The organism is Xenorhabdus budapestensis (assembly GCF_017743015.1).
GTDB classification, from domain to species: domain Bacteria; phylum Pseudomonadota; class Gammaproteobacteria; order Enterobacterales; family Enterobacteriaceae; genus Xenorhabdus; species Xenorhabdus budapestensis.
This window is the reverse complement of record NZ_CP072455.1, coordinates 96,282-115,476: the sequence shown is the minus strand read 5'-3', so window position 1 is coordinate 115,476 and position 19,195 is coordinate 96,282. Positions and strand designations below refer to the sequence as shown.

Sequence of the window (19,195 nt, the reverse complement as noted above, 5' to 3'; positions counted from 1 at the left end):
GATCTATTGAATATATCTACTGGCATGAGAGCTAAATCCTTGCTGTATTTTGTCCATTTAGTATTAATATTTAATTGAAATTATTTCATATAAAATTATCTATAAATATCAATCCAATATAACAATCAGGGAACAAGGAAAACCAAATAAAAATATTATTATAATGTTATAATAAATCCACATATATTTACCCATATAAAACATAAAATAACTTCACTATATATTATTTTATAATAATCAGATTACACAACTAATGTAAATTTAAGCACTAACTACATTTAATACCGGAATAAAATAATTTCAAATAAATACTAAAACTCCCGGACAGGAGCTCAGTGGAAGAACCGACAAATTTGAGGTTGTTTCCGTTCTGATACGAAATGCAATAACTTAACCATGAAGATAAATAAGTCATTATGCCATTCGGAAAAGCAAACTTGACAAGTTTGGGGGTTATTCCAATAAACCCCTGCCAGCTTCGCTGGGAAGGAAAACATAAAGACAGTTGCCAATTGGCAACTGTCTGAACTAAATAATACGATTATTTTGAGGTCACGAGTTCAACATATCATATAACATAACCGCTTTTTTCAATGCATCAATATCTGAAGCGCATAAAAAGCGCTTCATAGCTTCAAATTTGGCTGGTGACCAATCATAAATTTTCATAGCAAGAAGCTCATTAATAACATCTTCAGCAAAACGATATCTAATATGTTTAGCAGGGTTCCCTCCCACAATGCTATAGGGTGGAATATCACGAGTGACAACGCTGTTTGCTGCAATGATAGCTCCTTCACCAATTGTGACTCCTGGCATGATCATTGCCCGCATTCCTATCCACACACCATCATGAATATAGGTATCACCTTTGCCAATATATGCTTCATCAATAAATTCCAAAAAAGGGTAAAGGCAAAACCAATCAGAACGATGTGTATGGTTTCCTCCCATTAAAATAACCACTTCAGCACCAATACACACATAGTCACCAATGTATAGCTTGTCTATATCCCATTTGGGGACCCAATGTCGGCTACCTTCATCTCCTTGTAAATAACGGACAACAGATTCTTCAAAACCATTGTCCCAGCAATCGCTGTAATAGCTATGAGTACCTTTAATATGTATATTTGGATTTTTTATAACATCATGAAGAAGTTGATATGTTGACCAATGTTTTTTCTGCATGGTAAATCTCATCTTAAAAATTGATTATTACCATAGAACGCTGCCTATGGTGATGTATCCGCGTTCAAAATACATCACTCTGTGTGATTCGAGGTTGTTTCAGTAATGGGGTATTCATTGTCAAATATCTTTTAGTGCTAATTTAACTGCCTGCTCAGTATGAATTGCTGTCGCAGCATATAACGGAACTCTGTATTTGTAGCCATATCTTCCTACACCTGAGCTGCCTTGACAAGACTGGAAGTTAAAAGTTAACTGGGATTATACCAAATAAATAGTATATCAATGAGAATTTCTATGTATGTTATGACGATGTTTAGTTATTGCCGAATATATTAATACCAAGCTTACGGTGCTAGAAAATTGTTACTACTGAAGTAAAAATAATTATTAAGGAGCTATTAATAGCTAATTTAGGTTATGAATAAACACCAAAATTTAAATCAATATTTACTCAGAAAAATAACATATTATTTCATTTAATTTCGCAGATGACAAAAAATAAATAATTAATGAAACAGGCATCTTAAATAATGATATAACATTATCCTTCAACACACGAAAAACATTAGAAAAATCGATTGATTATTATATTTCAGTTTGGAATAATGCACGCCAACTTAGGACTGACAGCAAACTATAAAACTGGTAAAAGTACGTTTTTCTAGTCAAATATCCATTTAATATAGTTTTTAAAATAATTTAAACAACCGTCAGCACCTTCCAACATAACATCATTCTGCAACCAAGGCTCAGGGATTAATTATTAAATCGAATGGTTTATTGATATTAGATAACGAAATAAGCCTATTAAAAATTATTACATCCAAAATATGAACAAACAAAATTATTAATTTTTTATTGGGAAATGAATCCCAAGATTGTTCTGTTCAAAAAGAATGAGTCTTAAATATGCAAAATTTAACCCATGTTAAAGCACTATGTGCCTTAGCACACCCTTATCATACTTGTGCCGAGTATGACGCATTATTTAATGATGCCATGCGTGAATTGACGTTATACCACTGTGAATATACTTCGGGTTATGAGCAGTGGCTGACAAATAATGGTCTGGATAAACAAGCTGTAATGGAGCTGGAAGACTGGTCAAGCCTGCCACCGCTATTTGCCAATTATTTTAAACGTAACTTAATAGTCAGCAATAGTGCAAAGGATGCGCTGGAATTGACATCCTCAGGTACAACCGGGCAAAAAAGCCGCATGCACTACGATAACAGAAGTATCACAGCGGCTCAGGATATGGTGGATCACATTTTCAATTATTATGATTGGAATACCCCCGAGCAACCGTGTAACTACCTGCTGCTCAGCTATGAACCTGCTGGCTCCATTACGCTGGGAACAGCTTATACCGACCAGTTTCTGTGTAAGTATGCACCTGTAAACCGGGCTTATTATGCTTTGCGTCATAACGGTAAGAGTAATGAATTCGATCCCTTCGGGACAATCAGAGTTCTTCAGGAATTCGCCGAAGAAGGGCTACCCGTGCGTATTTTTGGCTTTCCTGCTTTCCTGTGGTTTACCCTGCAAAGAATGGAAGAGATGGGATTACCCGCTCTGAAATTACATCCAGATTCGCTAGTCTCCCTCGGCGGAGGCTGGAAAACTCATGCTGACAAAGCGATTCCTAAACTGGAGTTGTATCAACGTCTGGTAGAACAACTGGGTATCCCTGATATACGTTGTCGCGACGGTTACGGTTCAGTTGAACATCCTGTGCCTTACATGGAATGTTCTCACCATCGTTTTCACGTTCCAGTCTACTCGCGGGTTTATATACGCCATACAGCCAACATATCACGGCAGCCTTATGGTGAACCCGGTTTTCTACATTTCGTCTCACCTTATATCACTTCCAGCCCGGCTCACAGCATTGTCATGAGTGATCTGGCGGTACTGCATTCCGGTGATAGTTGTGGTTGTGAATTGAATACGGATTGGTTTGAACTGCTTGGCCGTGCAGGTACTGGCAAAAGTCGTAGTTGTGCTATTGCCGCTTCTGAATTGATTAAGGGATCCTGAGATGTCTTCCATTGAAACAATTAATGATCAGCTTGCGGTTGAACATAATCCGTTGGCAAAACAGAAAATCGCAAAATTACGTACACGTTTACCAGAGTTGCTCTCACAACCTCATAGTGCCGAACAGGTACTTGAGTGCGCCCAACGCTTCGCCAATCATCTCGCTAAGATGGATGATCATCCCCTTTTTAATGCTAAAACGCGTGAGGCACTTATCACCTTCTGTCAACGTGAAGCCTTACAAACTAAATTGGAGCGAGAACTGGGGCAGGATGCTTTTTCCCTGCGCAGATTCGATTATAACCAGAATCGCTACGAAGCCTGGAAACCTCTGGGGTTAGTCGTCCATATCACACCTTCCAATGCGCAACTTCTTCCTTTTATGGCAGTGCTGGAAAGTTTGTTAGTCGGCAATATCAACTGGCTACGTCCCAGCAGCAGCGATAACGGATTTAGTACACAGCTTCTGGATGCATTTCTGGCTCACGATATTTCCGGCAATCTGGCAGACCGGATCGCGGTTTTGTCATTACCTGTCACACAATTGGGAGAACTACTGAGTCAGGCCGATGCTGTTTCCGCTTGGGGTGGAGATTCTGCACTATCAGCCATTCGTACCCAACTGCCGGCAGGTTGCCGCTGGATTGATTGGGGACATCGCATCAGTTTTGCTTGGCTGAGTCCTGATGCCGTGGATGATGCACAATTAGATGCACTGGCAGATGATATTTGCTGTTATGACCAACAAGCCTGTTCCAGCCCGCAATGTTTACTGGTCGATAGTGATAAGCCGGAAGTTTTGCAGGATATTGGACAACGTATGGCAGCGGCTCTTGAACGTCGTTCTGGATTACATCCGGTATTACAGACTGACGTTCAGGAATCGGCTGAAATTACAACTCAGGTAGCTTTTCAGCGCCTCGATTTCGCATTCACCCAAGTACGTGGCAAACTCTGGCAAGCGGATGAATGGCGGGTAATCTGGCGGCACGAACAAGAACTGGCCGCTTCTCCTCTGTTCCGCACATTGCAGTTACGTCCGGCACCTCGTCAGCAGCTATGTTCCATTCTGCGCCCTTGGCGTAACCATCTTCAGAGCTGTGCTCTGGTTGCCGGTCAGGAACATATTGCAGAAATGAGCCATACCCTGTTTGCTGCCGGAGTTAGCCGTATTGCCCCTGCTGGTCAGATGCACGGCGGTTATAGCGGTGAGCCGCACGATGGCGTTTATGCACTGGCACGCCTTGCCAAGCGGGTTTCTGTCAGCCTGCCTGCGGATATACTGGCAGGTTCTGCTCACCTTGATATTCCGCCACCCCGCCCGCACGGGCTGGATAACCTGCCAGTCATGAATAAGGCAGATTTTCAGGCACTGATTCCAAATGAAAAAGGCCGCCTGTTCTTCCGCAGCGGAGGCAGCAGCGGAGCACCTAAACTGGCCGCTTACAGTTACTCTGATTATCACAAACAAATGCAATCAGCAGCCGATGGACTGTTCGCCTGTGGCCTTGAACCTGCTACAGACCGGGTCATGAACCTGTTGTATGGAGGAAAACTGTACGGTGGAATGATGAGCTTCTTCACTGTTCTGGATAAGCTGGGTGTAGCTCAATATCCGATGGGTGGCCCGACCAATGATGATTTCAGTGAAATAGCCGATTTAATTGTGCAGCAACGCATTAATACTCTGGTAGGAATGCCAAGTACGATACACCGATTGTTCTTGAGTGAAACCGACAAGCTGCGTGAATACGGTGGTGTACGCAAGCTGTTTTTAGGCGGTGAACACCTGAATGTCAACCAGCGGGCTTTCCTGAATGAGTTCGGAATTACTCTGATACGTTCCGCAGTCTACGGCTCAGTAGATGCAGGCCCATTAGGTCATGGATGCACAGCCAGCGAAGACGGTGTTTTCCATTTAATGGCTGATAATCAGTGGTTAGAAATACTTAATATTCATAATGATAATCCAGTAACTGAGGGGGAAACAGGTCGTCTGATATTCACTTCCCGACACCGTGAGGCACAATCTGTTCAGCGCTACGATTTGGGCGATCTCGGATACTGGATCGCTGAACCTTGTGCTTGTGGTCAGTTGACACCGCGTTTCCGGCTTGTTGGACGTAATGGTTCCCTGTTACGTGTCGGCAGTATTTTTATCAATCTGACTAAATTATCTGAACAACTGGAGGCCCCGGTGCAATGGCTTATCGATCATAACGATGAAGGGATCAGCGGCATTCAGCTCTTGATTGAGAACCCCGATGTTGACGCAGTTCGCGAGCACTTATTAGGTCTGGAAGAGAATATAAAAATAAAGGAAGTGGTTGAAGGAGGGATGCTGAATCTGGAAGTTATATTTTCCCCGGCAACAGAGTTTCGTCGGAATATCAATAGCGGAAAAGCACCATTGTTCATTGACTTGCGTAAATTCTGATTAGGTGAAGCGAATATAATGAAAAGCATAACGTTAATTGATCTATTTAATCATGTACGTGAGCATTCTGTTTATTACCGGAATCTTTACGAGTCCGTCCCGGATAATTGGACGCTACAAGATTTGCCACTGGTTGAGCCCGGTAGTTACTGGGCCCATTCAGATAATTTACAAACCTGGCCAGTACTTACTGCTCCATTAGAAGGCGGACATGTGTTTAAAACTGGTGGTTCAACCAGTGATGGTCGGCTATCCGTTTTCGGTCAACAAGAATGGAAAGCATTTATTCATTCCTTTGGGAAAGCAATTGCCCGCCAATTGACTCCGGGTGATCGGGTAGCCAACCTATTTTTTGCCGGCGACCTTTACACCAGTTTGCTATTCATTCATGGTGCTCTGTCTAACTCATCATTCCCCGTCGTGGAATTTCCTTTCACTTGCAAGGTTGACGATGGGCTGCTGGTACATAACATTCGGTACCACAATATCAACGTGCTGGCGGGAGTGCCCGTCCAGCTCATTCGCTTTGCTCAGTATCTGAAAGATAACGGCCAAACATTACCGATGGTAGAAACCATTCTGTATGGCGGAGAAAGCTTGTTTGAAGGACAGATAGCGGCAATGCGTCAGGTTTTCCCTCAGGCACGTTTTGGCTCAGTTGGTTGTGCCAGTGTTGACGGAGGTTTAATCGGCTTTGCCGACCCAGAGTGTGAGCCGGGAGAACACAGGGTTTTCGACGAAGATACCATTATAGAAATTATTGATGAGATTACCCATGAACCCATCACGGAGCCGGGACGCCGTGGTATGTTAGTTGTCACTAGCTTACAAAGACAACTGATGCCAGTGATCCGCTATCCTACTGGTGATTTGGCTTGCTGGTGTGAATCAGAACAGGCATATCGTAAATTTGCGCTACAAGGACGCGCGAACCAAGGTTATCGGATCAGGTTTGGTGATCTTTCGCTATTTCCTGACGACTTAGCTACCCAGTTATCATCACAAACAGAGTTACTTGCCTGGCAATTGGTACTGTCTCAGGAGGCGTCAAAAGACAAAATCAAATTGTTGGTAGCCAGCCCGCAATCAATCGATATTGAAAAAATACGCCATAACATACTCTCAGCATTTCCCGGACTGAGCATTGCTTATTTCCACCAAAATATGCTGGAGATCGTTCAAACGAATATCGATGCAATGTATACCCACCCGCGTTCGGGTAAATTGCAGCGAGTTGTGGATCTGCGTAGTTATAACTGAAGGTCGAAATCTATGACTATTTTTCCTTCTGCTATTCAAATCCGCAACTATCAAGCAGGTGACGGAAAACATATCAGCAAATTATTCCGTGAAGTTTATGGTGATTCATACGTTTATCCTGATATCTATCTGCCCAGATTGATAGATGATTATCAAACAACAGGAAAATGGCATTCAGCCTTGGCTTTTTATCAGGGACAACTGATTGGTCATGCGGCGCTTGTTAAAAATGTTGTGCAGCAAGATCAGGCTGAATTAGCGTTGGTTGCTGTGTATCCGGGATTTCAAGGCAGAGGTATTGCGAAGTCTTTGGGTCACTATTTGTGCCACTATGCGAAAGAACAGCAATATAGTTTGTTGACGATAAAACAAGTCTGTTCGCACCTGAAAAGCCAATATTTAGCACAAAACCTGGGCTTTTGTTCGACCGCACTGATGCTGGACTATGTTGATTCGCCATTCGGGTTACCAGAGCCTGAAAGTATTGTACAAGGTATTTTGCCTCTTAAAGCATTTCCATTACCTAAACTGAACTGGCCGCATTCCTTGCGAGACTGGGCCGACCAGATTGGTCAATACGTTGGTGGATCATCCGATGAACAACAAGGAGATCGTTCTCCTTTTAATTCTAATGTAGTCACCTCCAAACTTATTAGCTCTAAAATCAGTGGACGGCGTTTGGAAATCACATTGTATGAGGTTGACTCTGACTTCTTATCGGAAATCATAGATTACCCTGCCAACCAGTTAATCTATTTGAGACTTCCTGCGTGTGAAGAGGCATTGAAGTTATATCCACAGCTAAAAAAAGGTGGATTTCGCTTCGCCGGGCTATGTCCTGATGTACATACAGGATGGTTTCTGCTCTGGTTACGGGGTTATCAATCAACACCGTATCAATTTTCTGACATCAGTACGCAAAACCTCTACCAAATGGAATTGGAGAAAACTACGGAGCACTCACTCCTACATCAGCTAAGTGAGTGCATACCAGGTTAGAATAGTTCATCTAATTGCTCGAAGAACACTCGCTTGGCTGGGTCATCAAGACCGCCAAGCGTATCTAGAAATTCGGTAGCTGCACTTATCGCAACTTCCTCACGTAAGTTGCGATGAACAAATGCAATATCCAGCCAGCGATCTGCAATTCCGCCTCGGCCAAGATCAAGGAAATACAATTCGTCATGTGCATTGACGAAGATATTGCAGTCACAAAGATCTCCATGGGAAAATACCCGTTCCTCACTCGGTAACGTAGCACGAAGACGTGCCAGTAAATCTTGTGGAGTCGCTATTCCCGGCCATTGCTCAAGATCATCTTCTTCAGCACACAAATCGTTATTCAGCAAATATTCCAGTTCCTGAAGACGAAAATTAACCCCGGAGTCAAGCGGGCAATCGATTATAGTTACAGCCTGTATCTGACGAACAGCTTCACAAAACAGTTCCAGTACAGGTTGCTGAGCATTTATCCGTGTGTACAACGGCTCACCGGATACACAACGTGTGATCATAAACTCCCCTTCTGAATTCTCCGCAACACACACAACTTCCGGCACATTCAGGCGACCATTAAGCCAATTCAGCACTGAAACCTCCCGCATGACACTATAAGTCGTATTTGCATAAACGACGGGAGAATACTTGAGAAAAAAGTGGTCGTTACCCCGAATAAAACTATAGACACTGCCAGGGGATTCACCAATTTCATCAGGGATTAAAGCAGCATTACCGATAAAGCAATCAATATGTTGTGGTAACTTGGGTAACATGTATCTTCCTTTTGAGATAGAAAAACGAAATTTGATCAAAAAAACGCTTTACAAATGATATTGAGAACGATTATCATTACTATTACTTTCAGTGCACCACCTTCAGGGTCATGTGAAAGTACGACATTGCTCACATTGCTTCCAGTGTTTACTTTTATAGCCAGCAACTTCATGCTGGCTTTTTTTTTATTCTCAATATCCTGTTTTTAATTATTCAAAAAATTTGATTCCTCAGATTAAATTTCTCATATTTCATATTTAATTCCTTCAACTAGACTACAAAAAAACACTGAAGGATTTTGAAAATGATTTACCTACGTAAAGCTTCAGAGCGAGGCCACGCCAATCATGGCTGGCTGGATAGCTGGCACACTTTTTCATTTTCTCATTATTATGATGCCAATTTTATGGGTTTCTCAGCCCTAAGAGTCATTAATGAAGATGTGATTGACGCAGGACAAGGGGTTGGTATGCACCCTCATAATGATATGGAAATTCTGACCTATGTACTTTCCGGTACGGTGGAACATCAAGATAGTATGGGAAATCTGGGACAGATATCAGCAGGAGAGTTCCAGATTATGAGCGCGGGTACAGGTATCCGCCATTCTGAATACAACCCACATAATGATAAACCGCTTCACCTATACCGCTTGTCGTCCCAGTACACATAAGCAAATCGTCGATATGACCATAAATGGAAGGGGATGTCGCGCGACAGCGCGTGTCATGGGAATTGGCCTGAATACGGTTCTCCGCCACTTAAAAAACTCAGACCTCAATCGGTAACAGAAGCCATTGTCTCCGGCACCGAAGTCATTGTCTGCGGTGAAATGGATGAACAATGGTCATATGTGAAGTCAAAGAAGCAGCCCCGTTGGCTCTTTTATGCCTACGACAAACTCAGACGAAAAGTGATTGCTCACGTTTTTGGCCCAAGAACAAAAAAGACCTTGATGCGTTTGATGGCGTTACTGGCTCCTTTCAACATAGTGGTCTGTATGACCGATGGCTGGAAAAGCGATGAAAAAACACTGATGGGGAAATTGCATGTGGTCAGCAAGCGTTATACACAACACATAGAGAGACATAACCTGAATCTTCGTCAGCATTTGGCAAGACTGACTCGCAAAACCTTATCTTTTTCAAAATCCGCGGAAATGCATGACAGAGTCATGGGGGATTATTTAAATATTCATCACTATCAATAAATTGGAATCATGACCAAATGTCACCTTTTATTTGAAAGAATAGGGACACAGGTTAATGATTTGAAGCCCAAATATAAAAGGAGGTTGCGGATGAAAAAAGCTTTCTTTTTCTTACTGGATAACTATGCAGATTGGGAAGGAGCCTTTCTAGTTCTGTCGCATTAACAGAGATCTTCTCGAGCGAAAGTATCTTGATTTATTTTTATGCGGTCAGTCGATAGAAATAAGCCGCCGGTGAAGTTGGATATTCTGGTTCTTGCAGGTATTGTCCTTTGCGCAACATACAGACCGGTTCAATCCCGGCTAATACGGTCTGAGCCCGCCTGAAATTTTTGAATCCCAGCAGGGGCGTGTTCGCTGTTTGACGTTACGGTGATCTTGTTCAATCAGGTTATTGAGGTATTTATTCTGCCGGATAACAATGACTTCTTCCTTTGGCTTTCCTTTGTTTAATTCGTCCACCGCGACTTTATTGGCACCACTTTTATCAATAGTCACCACGGCAAGCTGCCCATGCTGTCGCATCGCCTTTTTAAAGAAACGAAGTGCGGCCTTCTTATCCCGATGAACCGTCAGCAAAAAATCAATTGTATTACCGCCCGAATCCAATGCCCGGTAAAGGTAACTCCATTGTCCTTTGATTTTGATAGAGGTTTCATCCATTCGCCACCGACGCCCAACAGCGGGCTTACTACGCCAGTAGCGTTTAATCATCAATGGAACTAAACGATGAACCCAACGAGAGAGCGTGGAATGATCAACGGCAATCCCACTCTCCGCCATCATTTCTTCCAGATTACGCAGGTTCAGCGCGTAGGCCAGATACCAACGAACACACTGAGCGATGATATCAACAGGATAGTGCAGGCGTTTGAACGTATTTCGGATAAGGGACATCGTCAGTTCACCCAATAAAAAATGCCATATTATCCAAACAGGGCTTAATGCGACAGAACCATTGAAAATATGCTGACATCCCGTCACTCTGTCCACTCAGGCCAGAAGCCGTCTTCGTTATCGCAGAGGAAAGGATTCAAGGAAGATTTTATGCTGTGGGCACAACGTTTGCTGCTGCCGGGCCTTTGGCACCCTTCTCGATGGAGAACTCGACCTTCTGACCTTCGAACAGAGTGCGGTAGTCGTTACTCTGAACAGCGGAGAAGTGTACGAACACGTCTTTGCTTCCATCAGAAGGGGAGATAAAACCAAAACCCTTATCCGCATTAAACCATTTTACTAACCCAGTCATTTTATCAGACATGTAATATTTCCTTTGATTAAACCTTTTTAGGCAAACATGGTCTGTTTTACAGAAATTACTTAGCGCTTAATGGAGAAACTCAAAAAGAGGGGAATATCTGGGATAACGCCTGAGGATGAGAAATGCTTTAATAAACTGCTTTGTATAAGATCTGTCTTTCAAACCGACGAAGCTATTAACGCATAACCTCGAATATTAAGCAAGTTATATTTTAACCATCTGGCAGGAGAGCATCACTCGTTTGGACATAAATCTGAGTAATGACGAAGCATTGGCTCTCGCTCAATTCGTTAAATGTTTGACCTGGCGTGACATGCGCGAGTGTGCCGTTGAAACGAATAAATGCGAGTCCATTGGATTTCAAACGCGAGCCATTACAACTAGGACTCGCGGGCGCATTGGGACAGCCATTTACGGTTCCGGGTCAGAGCACAACTCCCCGGCAATCATTTCCATCCCCCGCCATATTCATCCAGTGCCGGTCAGTGGCCTCACCGGTCAGGGTCATATAACCACACAGTGACGCCATTCAGCAATGCGGTCCTCCTCAAGCAGGCTGTCGATTTGTTCCTTTAAATCAGCCTTATCGGCATAGTAAAAAAATACCCGGTATTCATTACCGTCGAGAACTTCACCCTCAAAATCAATCTCAACCAGAAAAGTGATCTCTTCTCTGACCTTTTTCTTACCGCGGGTGAATTTACTGCCGTTTTCAACTGGCATCCACAAAGTCGCGGACAGGATAAGGGGCGGTTCTGTCAGGGGTTCCCGCTAGTCCTATGAGTACGCTTCTCAACTTCTTATTACCGCAGGGGATAACCCAGAACGTCTCCGTTCAGAATCCAGTTTTGCTGCACTATGTGGGGTAAGTCCAGTACCGGCGTCTTCAGGAAAAAATCAGCGTTACCGTCTCAACCGAGGAGGTGATTGTGCAGCGAACAGCGCGCTTCATATCATCGCCATTGACAGGCTACGTGCAGATGCTAGGACACAGGAATATGTCGCTAGACGGGTTGGAGAAGGCCATTCAAAACTGGAAGCCATACGTTGCTTAAAACGCTATATATCCAGAGAGATATTTACCTTATTGCGTAATCAGAATCGGCAGATCAACAGCAGGCAAATAACAACTTGACACTTAGAAGGGCATCAATTTAACGGTATTATTCCGTTGAATCATATCCTACTAAAACCAGCAGTACTTATATCAGGTATCACAAGTAAATACATTAGAATAACTTGTAGGTTTTGAAAAAGAACAGATTAAAAGCATATTCAAATAAGATTCTCTGTCAAATCGAATATTACAAAATGCAAAAAAATAAGTGAGTTGGGCCTGACATTTCAAGCTTAACTATTATCAGGTAATGCAGCACAGAAAAACGAGGAAATTTTGTTGGTTTCAGTTGTTTCATAATTTGAGGTGAGACCGCAGTCCCACCTTGTTTAATCCAGCTAATCTGAATCTCTTACAACTTTGGCCCTGCTTTTACCAATGCTGCGCCAGCAGCGGTATCTGTATATTTGTCGAAGTTATCAATGAAACGCTGTGCCAAATCTTTGGCTTTCGCATCCCACTCAGATTTATCTGCATACGTGTTACGTGGATCGAGGATCCCCGTATCAACGCCCGGTAATGTTGTTGGTACAGCCAAGTCAAAAATTGGCAATTCAATGGTATCCACATCTTCAATATCGCCACTTAAGATAGCATCGATAATCGCACGAGTATCTTTGATAGAGATTCGTTTGCCAGTACCATTCCAACCAGTGTTAACCAAATAGGCTTTCGCACCGGATGCCTGCATACGCTTGACCAGCACTTCTGCATACTGAGTCGGGTGTAATGACAGGAATGCCGCACCAAAACATGCAGAGAAAGTCGGCGTTGGTTCTGTTACACCACGCTCTGTTCCCGCCAGTTTTGCTGTAAAACCAGACAGGAAATGATATTGAGTCTGCTCCGGAGTCAGGCAGGAAACAGGAGGCAGTACCCCGAAAGCATCAGCAGTCAGGAAAATGACTTTAGTCGCATGACCTGCTTTTGATACAGGTTTAATAATATTTTCGATATGGTAGATAGGATAAGAAACGCGAGTGTTTTCTGTTTTTGAACCATCATTGAAATCAACAGTGCCATCTGCCAGTACAGTGACGTTTTCCAGTAGAGCATCACGGCGAATGGCGTGATAAATATCGGGTTCAGCTTCTTTCGACAAGTTGATGGTTTTTGCATAGCAGCCACCTTCAAAGTTAAACACGCCGTCGTCATCCCAGCCATGTTCATCATCCCCGATCAATTTACGTTTCGGATCAGTAGAAAGCGTGGTTTTTCCCGTACCAGAAAGGCCGAAGAAAACAGCAACATCACCATCCTCACCCACATTGGCAGAACAGTGCATAGAAGCAATGCCTTTCAGTGGCAACAGGTAGTTCATCATTGAGAACATCCCTTTTTTCATTTCACCACCGTACCAAGTACCGCCGATCAGCTGCATCCGTTCTGTCAGGTTAAAAGCAACAAAGTTTTCAGAATTCAGTCCCTGCTCTTTCCATTGTGGATTGGTACATTTCGCACCGTTCATCACAATAAAGTCAGGAGTAAAATTAATGAGCTCTTCATCAGATGGGCGAATAAACATGTTTTTGACAAAATGAGCCTGCCACGCCACTTCTGTAATAAAACGTATTTTCAGACGAGTATCCGCATTCGCCCCACAGAAGGCATCAACCACAAACAAACGTTTGCCTGAAAGTTGCTGAGTGACTAATCCTTTAAGATGAGACCAAGTTTCCTGACTGAGCGGTTTATTATCGTTCTTACCTTTTCCCTGATCGGCCCACCATACCGTATTGCGAGTCACATCATCGCGCACAATATATTTGTCTTTAGGAGAACGCCCTGTGAAGATCCCGGTATCTACTGCGACAGCACCAAGATTGGTCAATGTTCCTTTCTCATATCCTTGTAAAGAGGATTTCGTTTCTTCAGAGAATAACAATTCATAACTTGGGTTATAAATAACTTCGCTAACATCACGAATACCATAAACCACAAGTTCCTGCGCAGTAATGCCTGTAACGCTCATTTATTTATTGCTCCTGATCAGTTAGATTTCATCTCTATCTCTGCCAGAAATAATAAATAAATATGACTAATTAACAGCGATTGTTATCAAAAAATTGAAATTATATTATTCTTTTAGGCTTATATGAGACATAGAACACGGAATAAAAATTTTTAAATAATAAAAAGGGCGCATTTATACGCCCTTTAAAAATAAATCATAAATACAGTTAATGTAACTGTTCTTTTTTCGCTATTTTAATTTCGCTAAGTGCTATCTCTTCAAAAATATAGTGCATACCACAGAATTCACATTCCATGTCAATTTTACCATCTTGATACAGAATATCTTGCAAATCCGCTTCCGGTAATGTTACCAGAGTATCAGCACAACGTTGGTGAGAGCAGGTGCAACGGAACTCAACCTGTTGAGGTTCATACAGCGTGACATCTTCTTCATGGTAAAGACGATGCAGAATTTCTTTCACATCCAGCGTAAACAACTCTTCGCCTTTGATAGTAGCAGTCAGTTGAACCAGATGGTCAAGTATGTCGTCACTGCCTGCCTGTGCATCCGGCAGGATCTGCAATAACATGCCACCAGCCGCCATTTTGCCATCCTGCATGCCCGTTCGGATGAACAGACGGGTCGGCAACTGTTCTGACTGTTTGAAGTAAGCATCCAAACATTCAGCCAGAGTCTCTCCTTCCAATGCGACTACACCTTGATAACGCTCACCTTCTGTTGGTGTAACCGTAATGACCATATAACCATTACCAACCATATCACGCAGACGACTTGCAGCACTGACATCACCATCAATGCGCGCAGTACCACGCATTTGCTGTCGGTTATTTCCGTTAATCACCGCCAGCTTAACAGGCCCATCACCTTGAATTTGTACTGTGATATCCCCGTTGAATTTCAATGTAGCAGTCAACAGACTGGTGGCGACCAACAACTCACCCAACAATTGCTGTACAGGTTGGGGAAAATGGTGATTCTCCAGCATTCGCTGGTAAGTCTCACTTACGGAAACAAGTTCTCCCCTGACAGAATGGCTTTCAAATAAAAAGCGGTGTAATTGGTCATGTTTAATCATAAATCTCTCTCATTTCACTGAGACGGTTATACCCTTCATCTTTCAAGTTGCCTCTTTGTTGGCTGCGAAGCAACTCGAAATCTATTGGGTATCTCCCGACTCATTAAATTTTGTATTCTTGAATTTAATCAGGGTACGCCGTTCTTTCTTATCTGGACGGCGATCAGGATGTGGCATCGTCAACGCATTCATTTTACGGGCCAAAGCTGTCTTTTCCCGCTTAATGATGCTTTCTGCCGTTTCCTGATAAAGTTGTTGAGCTTCTGTGGCACTGCGCCTTTGGCCACTCAATGCCAAAACTGTTACTGTTTTTTCATCATTGCCCTGACGCAATTTAATTGCTGCGTTCAACTCAACCAGTTTACTCGGTTTACTCCGCTGCCCATTATAGTGGACTTTTCCTCCATCAATCATTTCACGCGCGATGGAACGGGTCTTGTAAAAACGGGCAGCCCACAGCCATTTATCAAGGCGAACAGCTTGATCATTGTCTGAATTAGGCATGGTTGTTTCTCTCTGATTAAAGCTGGCTAAAAACAGATTCAGGGTAACATAGCCCGCGTGAATATCACTAATTCATCGGCGGTTGTTTCAGTTTGAAACAATTGTCATAGTACTGTTTGATCCGTACAAGACGCTGACTGTTTTTTTGTTTTTTCTTAATGACCAATATGCTATTAACAATTAATGTCGCCATAATTACTGCCAAAAATAGGCAGCTTCCCAGATAACGAAGCAGCGTTATAGAATCAGGTTCACTATGTAACATGATATGACGAGTACCGTTTGCATCTTCAGATAAACCCGTCACAATACCTTCGGTTTCAAATGGAATATGCGTCAATACATTCGCCAGCCGTAGCAATTCACCCCATTGTTGCAAAGCGGTGTATTCATAAAAAATGATCGGCGCAAGCGGATATTCAACCAGTGGACGGTCTTCATCACTAATCAGCAAAATACCTCCCGGTGGAGGGCTGTTCAGGAGAATACTCACTTTATCAATTTCCCGGTAAATAAATGAGGCGGTAGTGACATCGACAAGTTTTCCCAATGCATCTGCACTCACAGAGCGCAGTAACACTTTGGTTCCATTCAATGTCCCTTTTTCTGCCTGATACAAAATCTCATCCCAATTTTTGCCATTACCCAGATTAACCAGAGCATTTTTCAGACGATTACAGTCCACTTCTTTCTGACAAAGTGCCTGAGTATTCAAAATGATTTGAGAAAAATTATCGAGTAATATCATTCCCGATTTAGCAATCACTTCATTCAGACTGGAATTAGATTTCCGGCTATTTTCCAATGGGCGTAATTGCTCATTAACCGTTTTGAGCAATGCTGATGCTTTATTAATAATTTCTGATTCCGGCCTGGGGAATGAGCTGCCATTATTCCAATAGATACCAAAACAGTTAAATGGAGCAAAAGAGAGTCCATTCTGACCGGGAAAAGTATCCAACATAGGTGGCATGTAACACATTCCTGTGCCTTTAACTCTCAGTACATCCCCTTCCCGGAGTGGCATATTTAGCAGTTCATTGACGCTGGTAATAACCTTGGTATTACTGCCATGCAGCCATGCGAAACTCAGCCGCATAGATAAACTGGCCGGTTGGTAAAAGTACAGTAATAACATAGCTAAAACAGAAAATACCACCAACATCTGGTTCTTTCGATAACGCTGGTAAGGATAGTGTTTCTCCTCCTCATGCAACGAGAGATAACGTCCCTGTCGCACAACATGGCAGCTGGAGTACATATCCACATCGGTATTTTGATCAAGTTCATGAGCAAGGTACGGCTCCCAGTGAGCGGGATAAATCAGGTCAATTCCACCCAATGAGATATTTTTTTTGTGTTCTGGCTCAAACTCGCTGAAAACACCCCAGCGTTTCAGTATCCCGCTAAAGCAATTTACATTCAACAGATTACGTGAAGATGGCCACCTGAAAAGTGGCCAAAAACTGGCAAATATAAGCAGAACAGAAATGAATATTAGCCACGGCAATAGAGGTATAGGCACAAAAAGAGCCAGAAACCATAAGGAGAGCCCCATGCACATCAGAAGCCCTTCCTGAATACCTGTTGAGTGGCGCAGACGATACTCTTCCGGCGTTTCCTTACGCATATACAACAAATTGGCATTCGAATTACCGTTCTTCTGAATTGAAGCGTGTTCCGTTTTCTTAAAATTTGGAGTGTTCAGATCCTGCTGATAATCAGTAAGACAGTGACCATTCACTGCAATAACGAGTGGTATCGAAGAAGTTTGAACAATGTCTACCGTATTCCGCTGATTAACGAACGGTTCAAGCATTGCAGGAAAATGTATTTCCGTTTCATCAATATAATAGCGCCAATGCTGCGCTTCTTCTGAAGCGGCGGAAAAACGGGTTATGGTATGGCTAATGGTATAAACCGTATCATTTCTGATCGGCAATGCCGGACAGCCGGACATATAGCTCCTGTCTGACTTCATTTTGGGCAGGATATTTTTCAGATAAGACTCAATAGCTTGAGATTCATCCGCACTTAGCTTGCGGCTAGCTGCTTTAGCCATCAATGACAAGTAACGCGCGTTATCAGAACGCCTCCATCTGAAAGTCAGAAAGGAAGCCATTATAGTCAGGCTAACGATAAAAATAGCCAATATAATGACTAGTGAGCTCATTTTTTCTCCACGCCCATAAAGCAATACAGAGGCTGACAAAATAACAATCTAAAGAATTACTCAGAATCAGGTTATTCCTATTCTCGCTTCCTATTTTTAATTTTATTTACAAAATGTTATATAAATTTTCTCACACCCACTCGTAAAAGGAAGCTTTTTTGTGCAAGAGTAAGATAGTAACAAAAATACATACAAGCGATAATCCCTATCATTTACTAGCATAATCGGCCATATTAAAGCAAAGTTTGGATTCACATCCAATGTCACCACAAAAATTGTATTTCCCAAGCGCCATGAGCTGATTGGATGGATTATTTTTCAATTGACTAATGCGCAACAACCGCCAGGGGCAAGCATGATTGATCTGAAAAAGCCTAAAATATTGAATATAAGTGATATTGCCCATTCTCGTCTATTCAACATCCAGTCCGTTGATCTTGAATTCAGTAATGGTGCCAGACGTATTTACGAGCGCATGAAGCCCACTAATCATGAAGCAGTCCTCATCATTCCGGTGATTGGTGATGAGTTACTCCTGATACGTGAGTACGCCGTTGGTATTGAGCAATATGAGTTAGGTTTTCCCAAAGGAACGATTGATGTGGGGGAAAGTATCCTTGAAGCCGCCAACCGTGAGTTAAAGGAAGAAGTAGGATTAGGAGCAAAAAAGCTTGAACTACTGACAAAACTGACTATGGCTCCTTCTTATTTTTCCAGCAAAATGAACATTGTCATTGCGCAAGATCTCTATCCCGAAAATCTGGAAGGAGATGAACCAGAACCTCTGGTGCAGGTTTGCTGGCCAATAACGGATATGATGTCACTATTGGAACATCCCGATTTTAACGAAGCCAGAAACATCAGCGCCTTATTTTTTGCACAACGATATTTGAATGAAAAACGTTAAGACTACGCTTACAGCAGGTATGTTGCTTCGCGGCAACAAGGGAACAAATCCCCAGGAACATAGAAAAATTTAATGATGTAGCAAGATTATGAAAGGGCATTGAAGATCGTGATCTTTAATGCCCATTTCTTATGACTATATAAAATTATTAAACACCATCACCCAATATACATTAAAAAAACCTTTAACTTTATTAAAAATAATAAATAAACATATTTATTATTTTTTTGAAATTAATACACATAATCTTAATAACCTCCTATAAA

15 protein-coding genes and 3 pseudogenes are annotated in these 19,195 nt (G+C 42.5%); 9 read left to right on the top strand and 9 right to left on the bottom strand.

What is annotated here, in order from left to right:
* Positions 1–552 precede the first annotated feature (552 nt).
* The gene (locus HGO23_RS00465) at positions 553–1,191 is read right to left on the bottom strand and encodes a CatB-related O-acetyltransferase (RefSeq protein WP_209027593.1); all 639 of its coding nucleotides are present in this window, start codon (positions 1,189–1,191) and stop codon (positions 553–555) included.
* 912 nt (positions 1,192–2,103) lie between these two features.
* Here HGO23_RS00465 and HGO23_RS00460 point away from each other — a divergent pair.
* Genes HGO23_RS00460 through HGO23_RS00445 form a run of 4 tightly spaced genes read left to right on the top strand, consistent with a single transcriptional unit; the run spans position 2,104 to position 7,930 of the window.
* Positions 2,104–3,234, top strand: a complete 1,131-nt coding sequence (locus tag HGO23_RS00460) for a LuxE/PaaK family acyltransferase (protein ID WP_099135457.1) — start codon at positions 2,104–2,106, stop codon at positions 3,232–3,234.
* A 1-nt stretch (position 3,235) separates the two neighbouring features.
* Positions 3,236–5,671: an acyl-CoA reductase gene (locus tag HGO23_RS00455; RefSeq protein WP_209027592.1), complete on the top strand. Its 2,436-nt coding sequence runs from the start codon at positions 3,236–3,238 to the stop codon at positions 5,669–5,671.
* 18 nt (positions 5,672–5,689) lie between these two features.
* The gene (locus tag HGO23_RS00450; RefSeq protein ID WP_244589875.1) at positions 5,690–6,931 is read left to right on the top strand and encodes a phenylacetate--CoA ligase family protein; all 1,242 of its coding nucleotides are present in this window, start codon (positions 5,690–5,692) and stop codon (positions 6,929–6,931) included.
* A 12-nt stretch (positions 6,932–6,943) separates the two neighbouring features.
* Positions 6,944–7,930, top strand: a complete 987-nt coding sequence (locus tag HGO23_RS00445; protein WP_209027591.1) for a GNAT family N-acetyltransferase — start codon at positions 6,944–6,946, stop codon at positions 7,928–7,930.
* Here the strand turns inward: HGO23_RS00445 and HGO23_RS00440 are convergent.
* Complete coding sequence (locus HGO23_RS00440) at positions 7,927–8,703, bottom strand: APH(3') family aminoglycoside O-phosphotransferase (protein WP_209027590.1); 777 nt, start codon at positions 8,701–8,703, stop codon at positions 7,927–7,929. The genes HGO23_RS00445 and HGO23_RS00440 overlap by 4 nt on opposite strands.
* A gap of 305 nt (positions 8,704–9,008) precedes the next feature.
* Between HGO23_RS00440 and HGO23_RS00435 the strand changes: the two are divergent.
* Together HGO23_RS00435 and HGO23_RS00430 are read left to right on the top strand one after the other, a co-directional pair.
* A pseudogene (locus tag HGO23_RS00435) lies at positions 9,009–9,359 on the top strand (pirin family protein); the annotation flags it as partial.
* Positions 9,340–9,914: pseudogene (locus tag HGO23_RS00430) on the top strand (IS1 family transposase); the annotation flags it as partial. The pseudogenes HGO23_RS00435 and HGO23_RS00430, both read left to right, overlap by 20 nt.
* A 202-nt stretch (positions 9,915–10,116) precedes the next feature.
* Here HGO23_RS00430 and HGO23_RS00425 read toward each other — a convergent pair.
* Both HGO23_RS00425 and cspE read right to left on the bottom strand, forming a co-directional pair.
* Positions 10,117–10,811 (bottom strand): IS6 family transposase gene (locus tag HGO23_RS00425; protein ID WP_209027589.1). Its coding sequence is split into 2 segments (ribosomal slippage): positions 10,117–10,259 and positions 10,259–10,811, totalling 696 coding nucleotides; the frame shifts between segments, so codons are not numbered across the junction.
* Positions 10,812–10,959: 148 nt separating this feature from the next.
* A complete protein-coding gene (gene cspE / locus HGO23_RS00420; RefSeq protein WP_099135462.1) occupies positions 10,960–11,175 on the bottom strand; it encodes a transcription antiterminator/RNA stability regulator CspE in 216 nt (71 codons plus the stop codon).
* 241 nt (positions 11,176–11,416) lie between these two features.
* Between cspE and HGO23_RS20000 the strand changes: the two genes are divergently transcribed.
* Positions 11,417–11,698: a DUF7706 family protein gene (locus HGO23_RS20000; protein WP_422645767.1), complete on the top strand. Its 282-nt coding sequence runs from the start codon at positions 11,417–11,419 to the stop codon at positions 11,696–11,698.
* Here the strand turns inward: HGO23_RS20000 and HGO23_RS00415 are convergent.
* Positions 11,680–11,898, bottom strand: a complete 219-nt coding sequence (locus HGO23_RS00415; RefSeq protein WP_209027588.1) for a hypothetical protein — start codon at positions 11,896–11,898, stop codon at positions 11,680–11,682. The genes HGO23_RS20000 and HGO23_RS00415 overlap by 19 nt on opposite strands.
* A 55-nt stretch (positions 11,899–11,953) precedes the next feature.
* On the opposite strand from HGO23_RS00415, the pseudogene HGO23_RS00410 reads away from it, so the two are divergent.
* A pseudogene (locus tag HGO23_RS00410) lies at positions 11,954–12,310 on the top strand (transposase); the annotation flags it as partial.
* 334 nt (positions 12,311–12,644) lie between these two features.
* Here HGO23_RS00410 and pckA read toward each other — a convergent pair.
* The 4 genes from pckA to HGO23_RS00390 all read right to left on the bottom strand — a co-directional run bounded on the left by pckA (position 12,645) and on the right by HGO23_RS00390 (position 18,022).
* Positions 12,645–14,264 (bottom strand): phosphoenolpyruvate carboxykinase (ATP), encoded by a 1,620-nt coding sequence (pckA, locus tag HGO23_RS00405; protein ID WP_209027587.1) that lies wholly within the window; start codon positions 14,262–14,264, stop codon positions 12,645–12,647.
* Between the two features lie 208 nt (positions 14,265–14,472).
* Positions 14,473–15,345 carry an Hsp33 family molecular chaperone HslO gene (gene hslO, locus HGO23_RS00400; protein ID WP_209027586.1) on the bottom strand — a complete coding sequence of 291 codons (873 nt, stop codon included), beginning with the start codon at positions 15,343–15,345 and terminating at the stop codon, positions 14,473–14,475.
* Between the two features lie 81 nt (positions 15,346–15,426).
* Positions 15,427–15,849, bottom strand: a complete 423-nt coding sequence (gene hslR, locus HGO23_RS00395; RefSeq protein WP_099135466.1) for a ribosome-associated heat shock protein Hsp15 — start codon at positions 15,847–15,849, stop codon at positions 15,427–15,429.
* Between the two features lie 67 nt (positions 15,850–15,916).
* Positions 15,917–18,022: an IgaA/UmoB family intracellular growth attenuator gene (locus HGO23_RS00390; protein ID WP_209027585.1), complete on the bottom strand. Its 2,106-nt coding sequence runs from the start codon at positions 18,020–18,022 to the stop codon at positions 15,917–15,919.
* Between the two features lie 355 nt (positions 18,023–18,377).
* Here HGO23_RS00390 and nudE point away from each other — a divergent pair, with 355 nt between their 5' ends.
* Positions 18,378–18,929 carry an ADP compounds hydrolase NudE gene (nudE, locus tag HGO23_RS00385; RefSeq protein WP_099135468.1) on the top strand — a complete coding sequence of 184 codons (552 nt, stop codon included), beginning with the start codon at positions 18,378–18,380 and terminating at the stop codon, positions 18,927–18,929.
* Positions 18,930–19,195 lie beyond the last annotated feature (266 nt).

Bases quoted from the DNA above. Each gene is read 5' to 3' on its own strand.
- HGO23_RS00465 (WP_209027593.1), bottom strand. From the start codon at position 1,191: ATGCAGAAAAAACATTGGTCAACATATCAACTTCTTCATGATGTTATA.
- HGO23_RS00460 (WP_099135457.1), top strand. From the start codon at position 2,104: ATGCAAAATTTAACCCATGTTAAAGCACTATGTGCCTTAGCACACCCT.
- HGO23_RS00455 (WP_209027592.1), top strand. From the start codon at position 3,236: ATGTCTTCCATTGAAACAATTAATGATCAGCTTGCGGTTGAACATAAT.
- HGO23_RS00450 (WP_244589875.1), top strand. From the start codon at position 5,690: ATGAAAAGCATAACGTTAATTGATCTATTTAATCATGTACGTGAGCAT.
- HGO23_RS00445 (WP_209027591.1), top strand. From the start codon at position 6,944: ATGACTATTTTTCCTTCTGCTATTCAAATCCGCAACTATCAAGCAGGT.
- HGO23_RS00440 (WP_209027590.1), bottom strand. From the start codon at position 8,703: ATGTTACCCAAGTTACCACAACATATTGATTGCTTTATCGGTAATGCT.
- cspE (WP_099135462.1), bottom strand. From the start codon at position 11,175: ATGTCTGATAAAATGACTGGGTTAGTAAAATGGTTTAATGCGGATAAG.
- HGO23_RS00415 (WP_209027588.1), bottom strand. From the start codon at position 11,898: ATGCCAGTTGAAAACGGCAGTAAATTCACCCGCGGTAAGAAAAAGGTC.
- pckA (WP_209027587.1), bottom strand. From the start codon at position 14,264: ATGAGCGTTACAGGCATTACTGCGCAGGAACTTGTGGTTTATGGTATT.
- hslO (WP_209027586.1), bottom strand. From the start codon at position 15,345: ATGATTAAACATGACCAATTACACCGCTTTTTATTTGAAAGCCATTCT.
- hslR (WP_099135466.1), bottom strand. From the start codon at position 15,849: ATGCCTAATTCAGACAATGATCAAGCTGTTCGCCTTGATAAATGGCTG.
- HGO23_RS00390 (WP_209027585.1), bottom strand. From the start codon at position 18,022: ATGAGCTCACTAGTCATTATATTGGCTATTTTTATCGTTAGCCTGACT.
- nudE (WP_099135468.1), top strand. From the start codon at position 18,378: ATGATTGATCTGAAAAAGCCTAAAATATTGAATATAAGTGATATTGCC.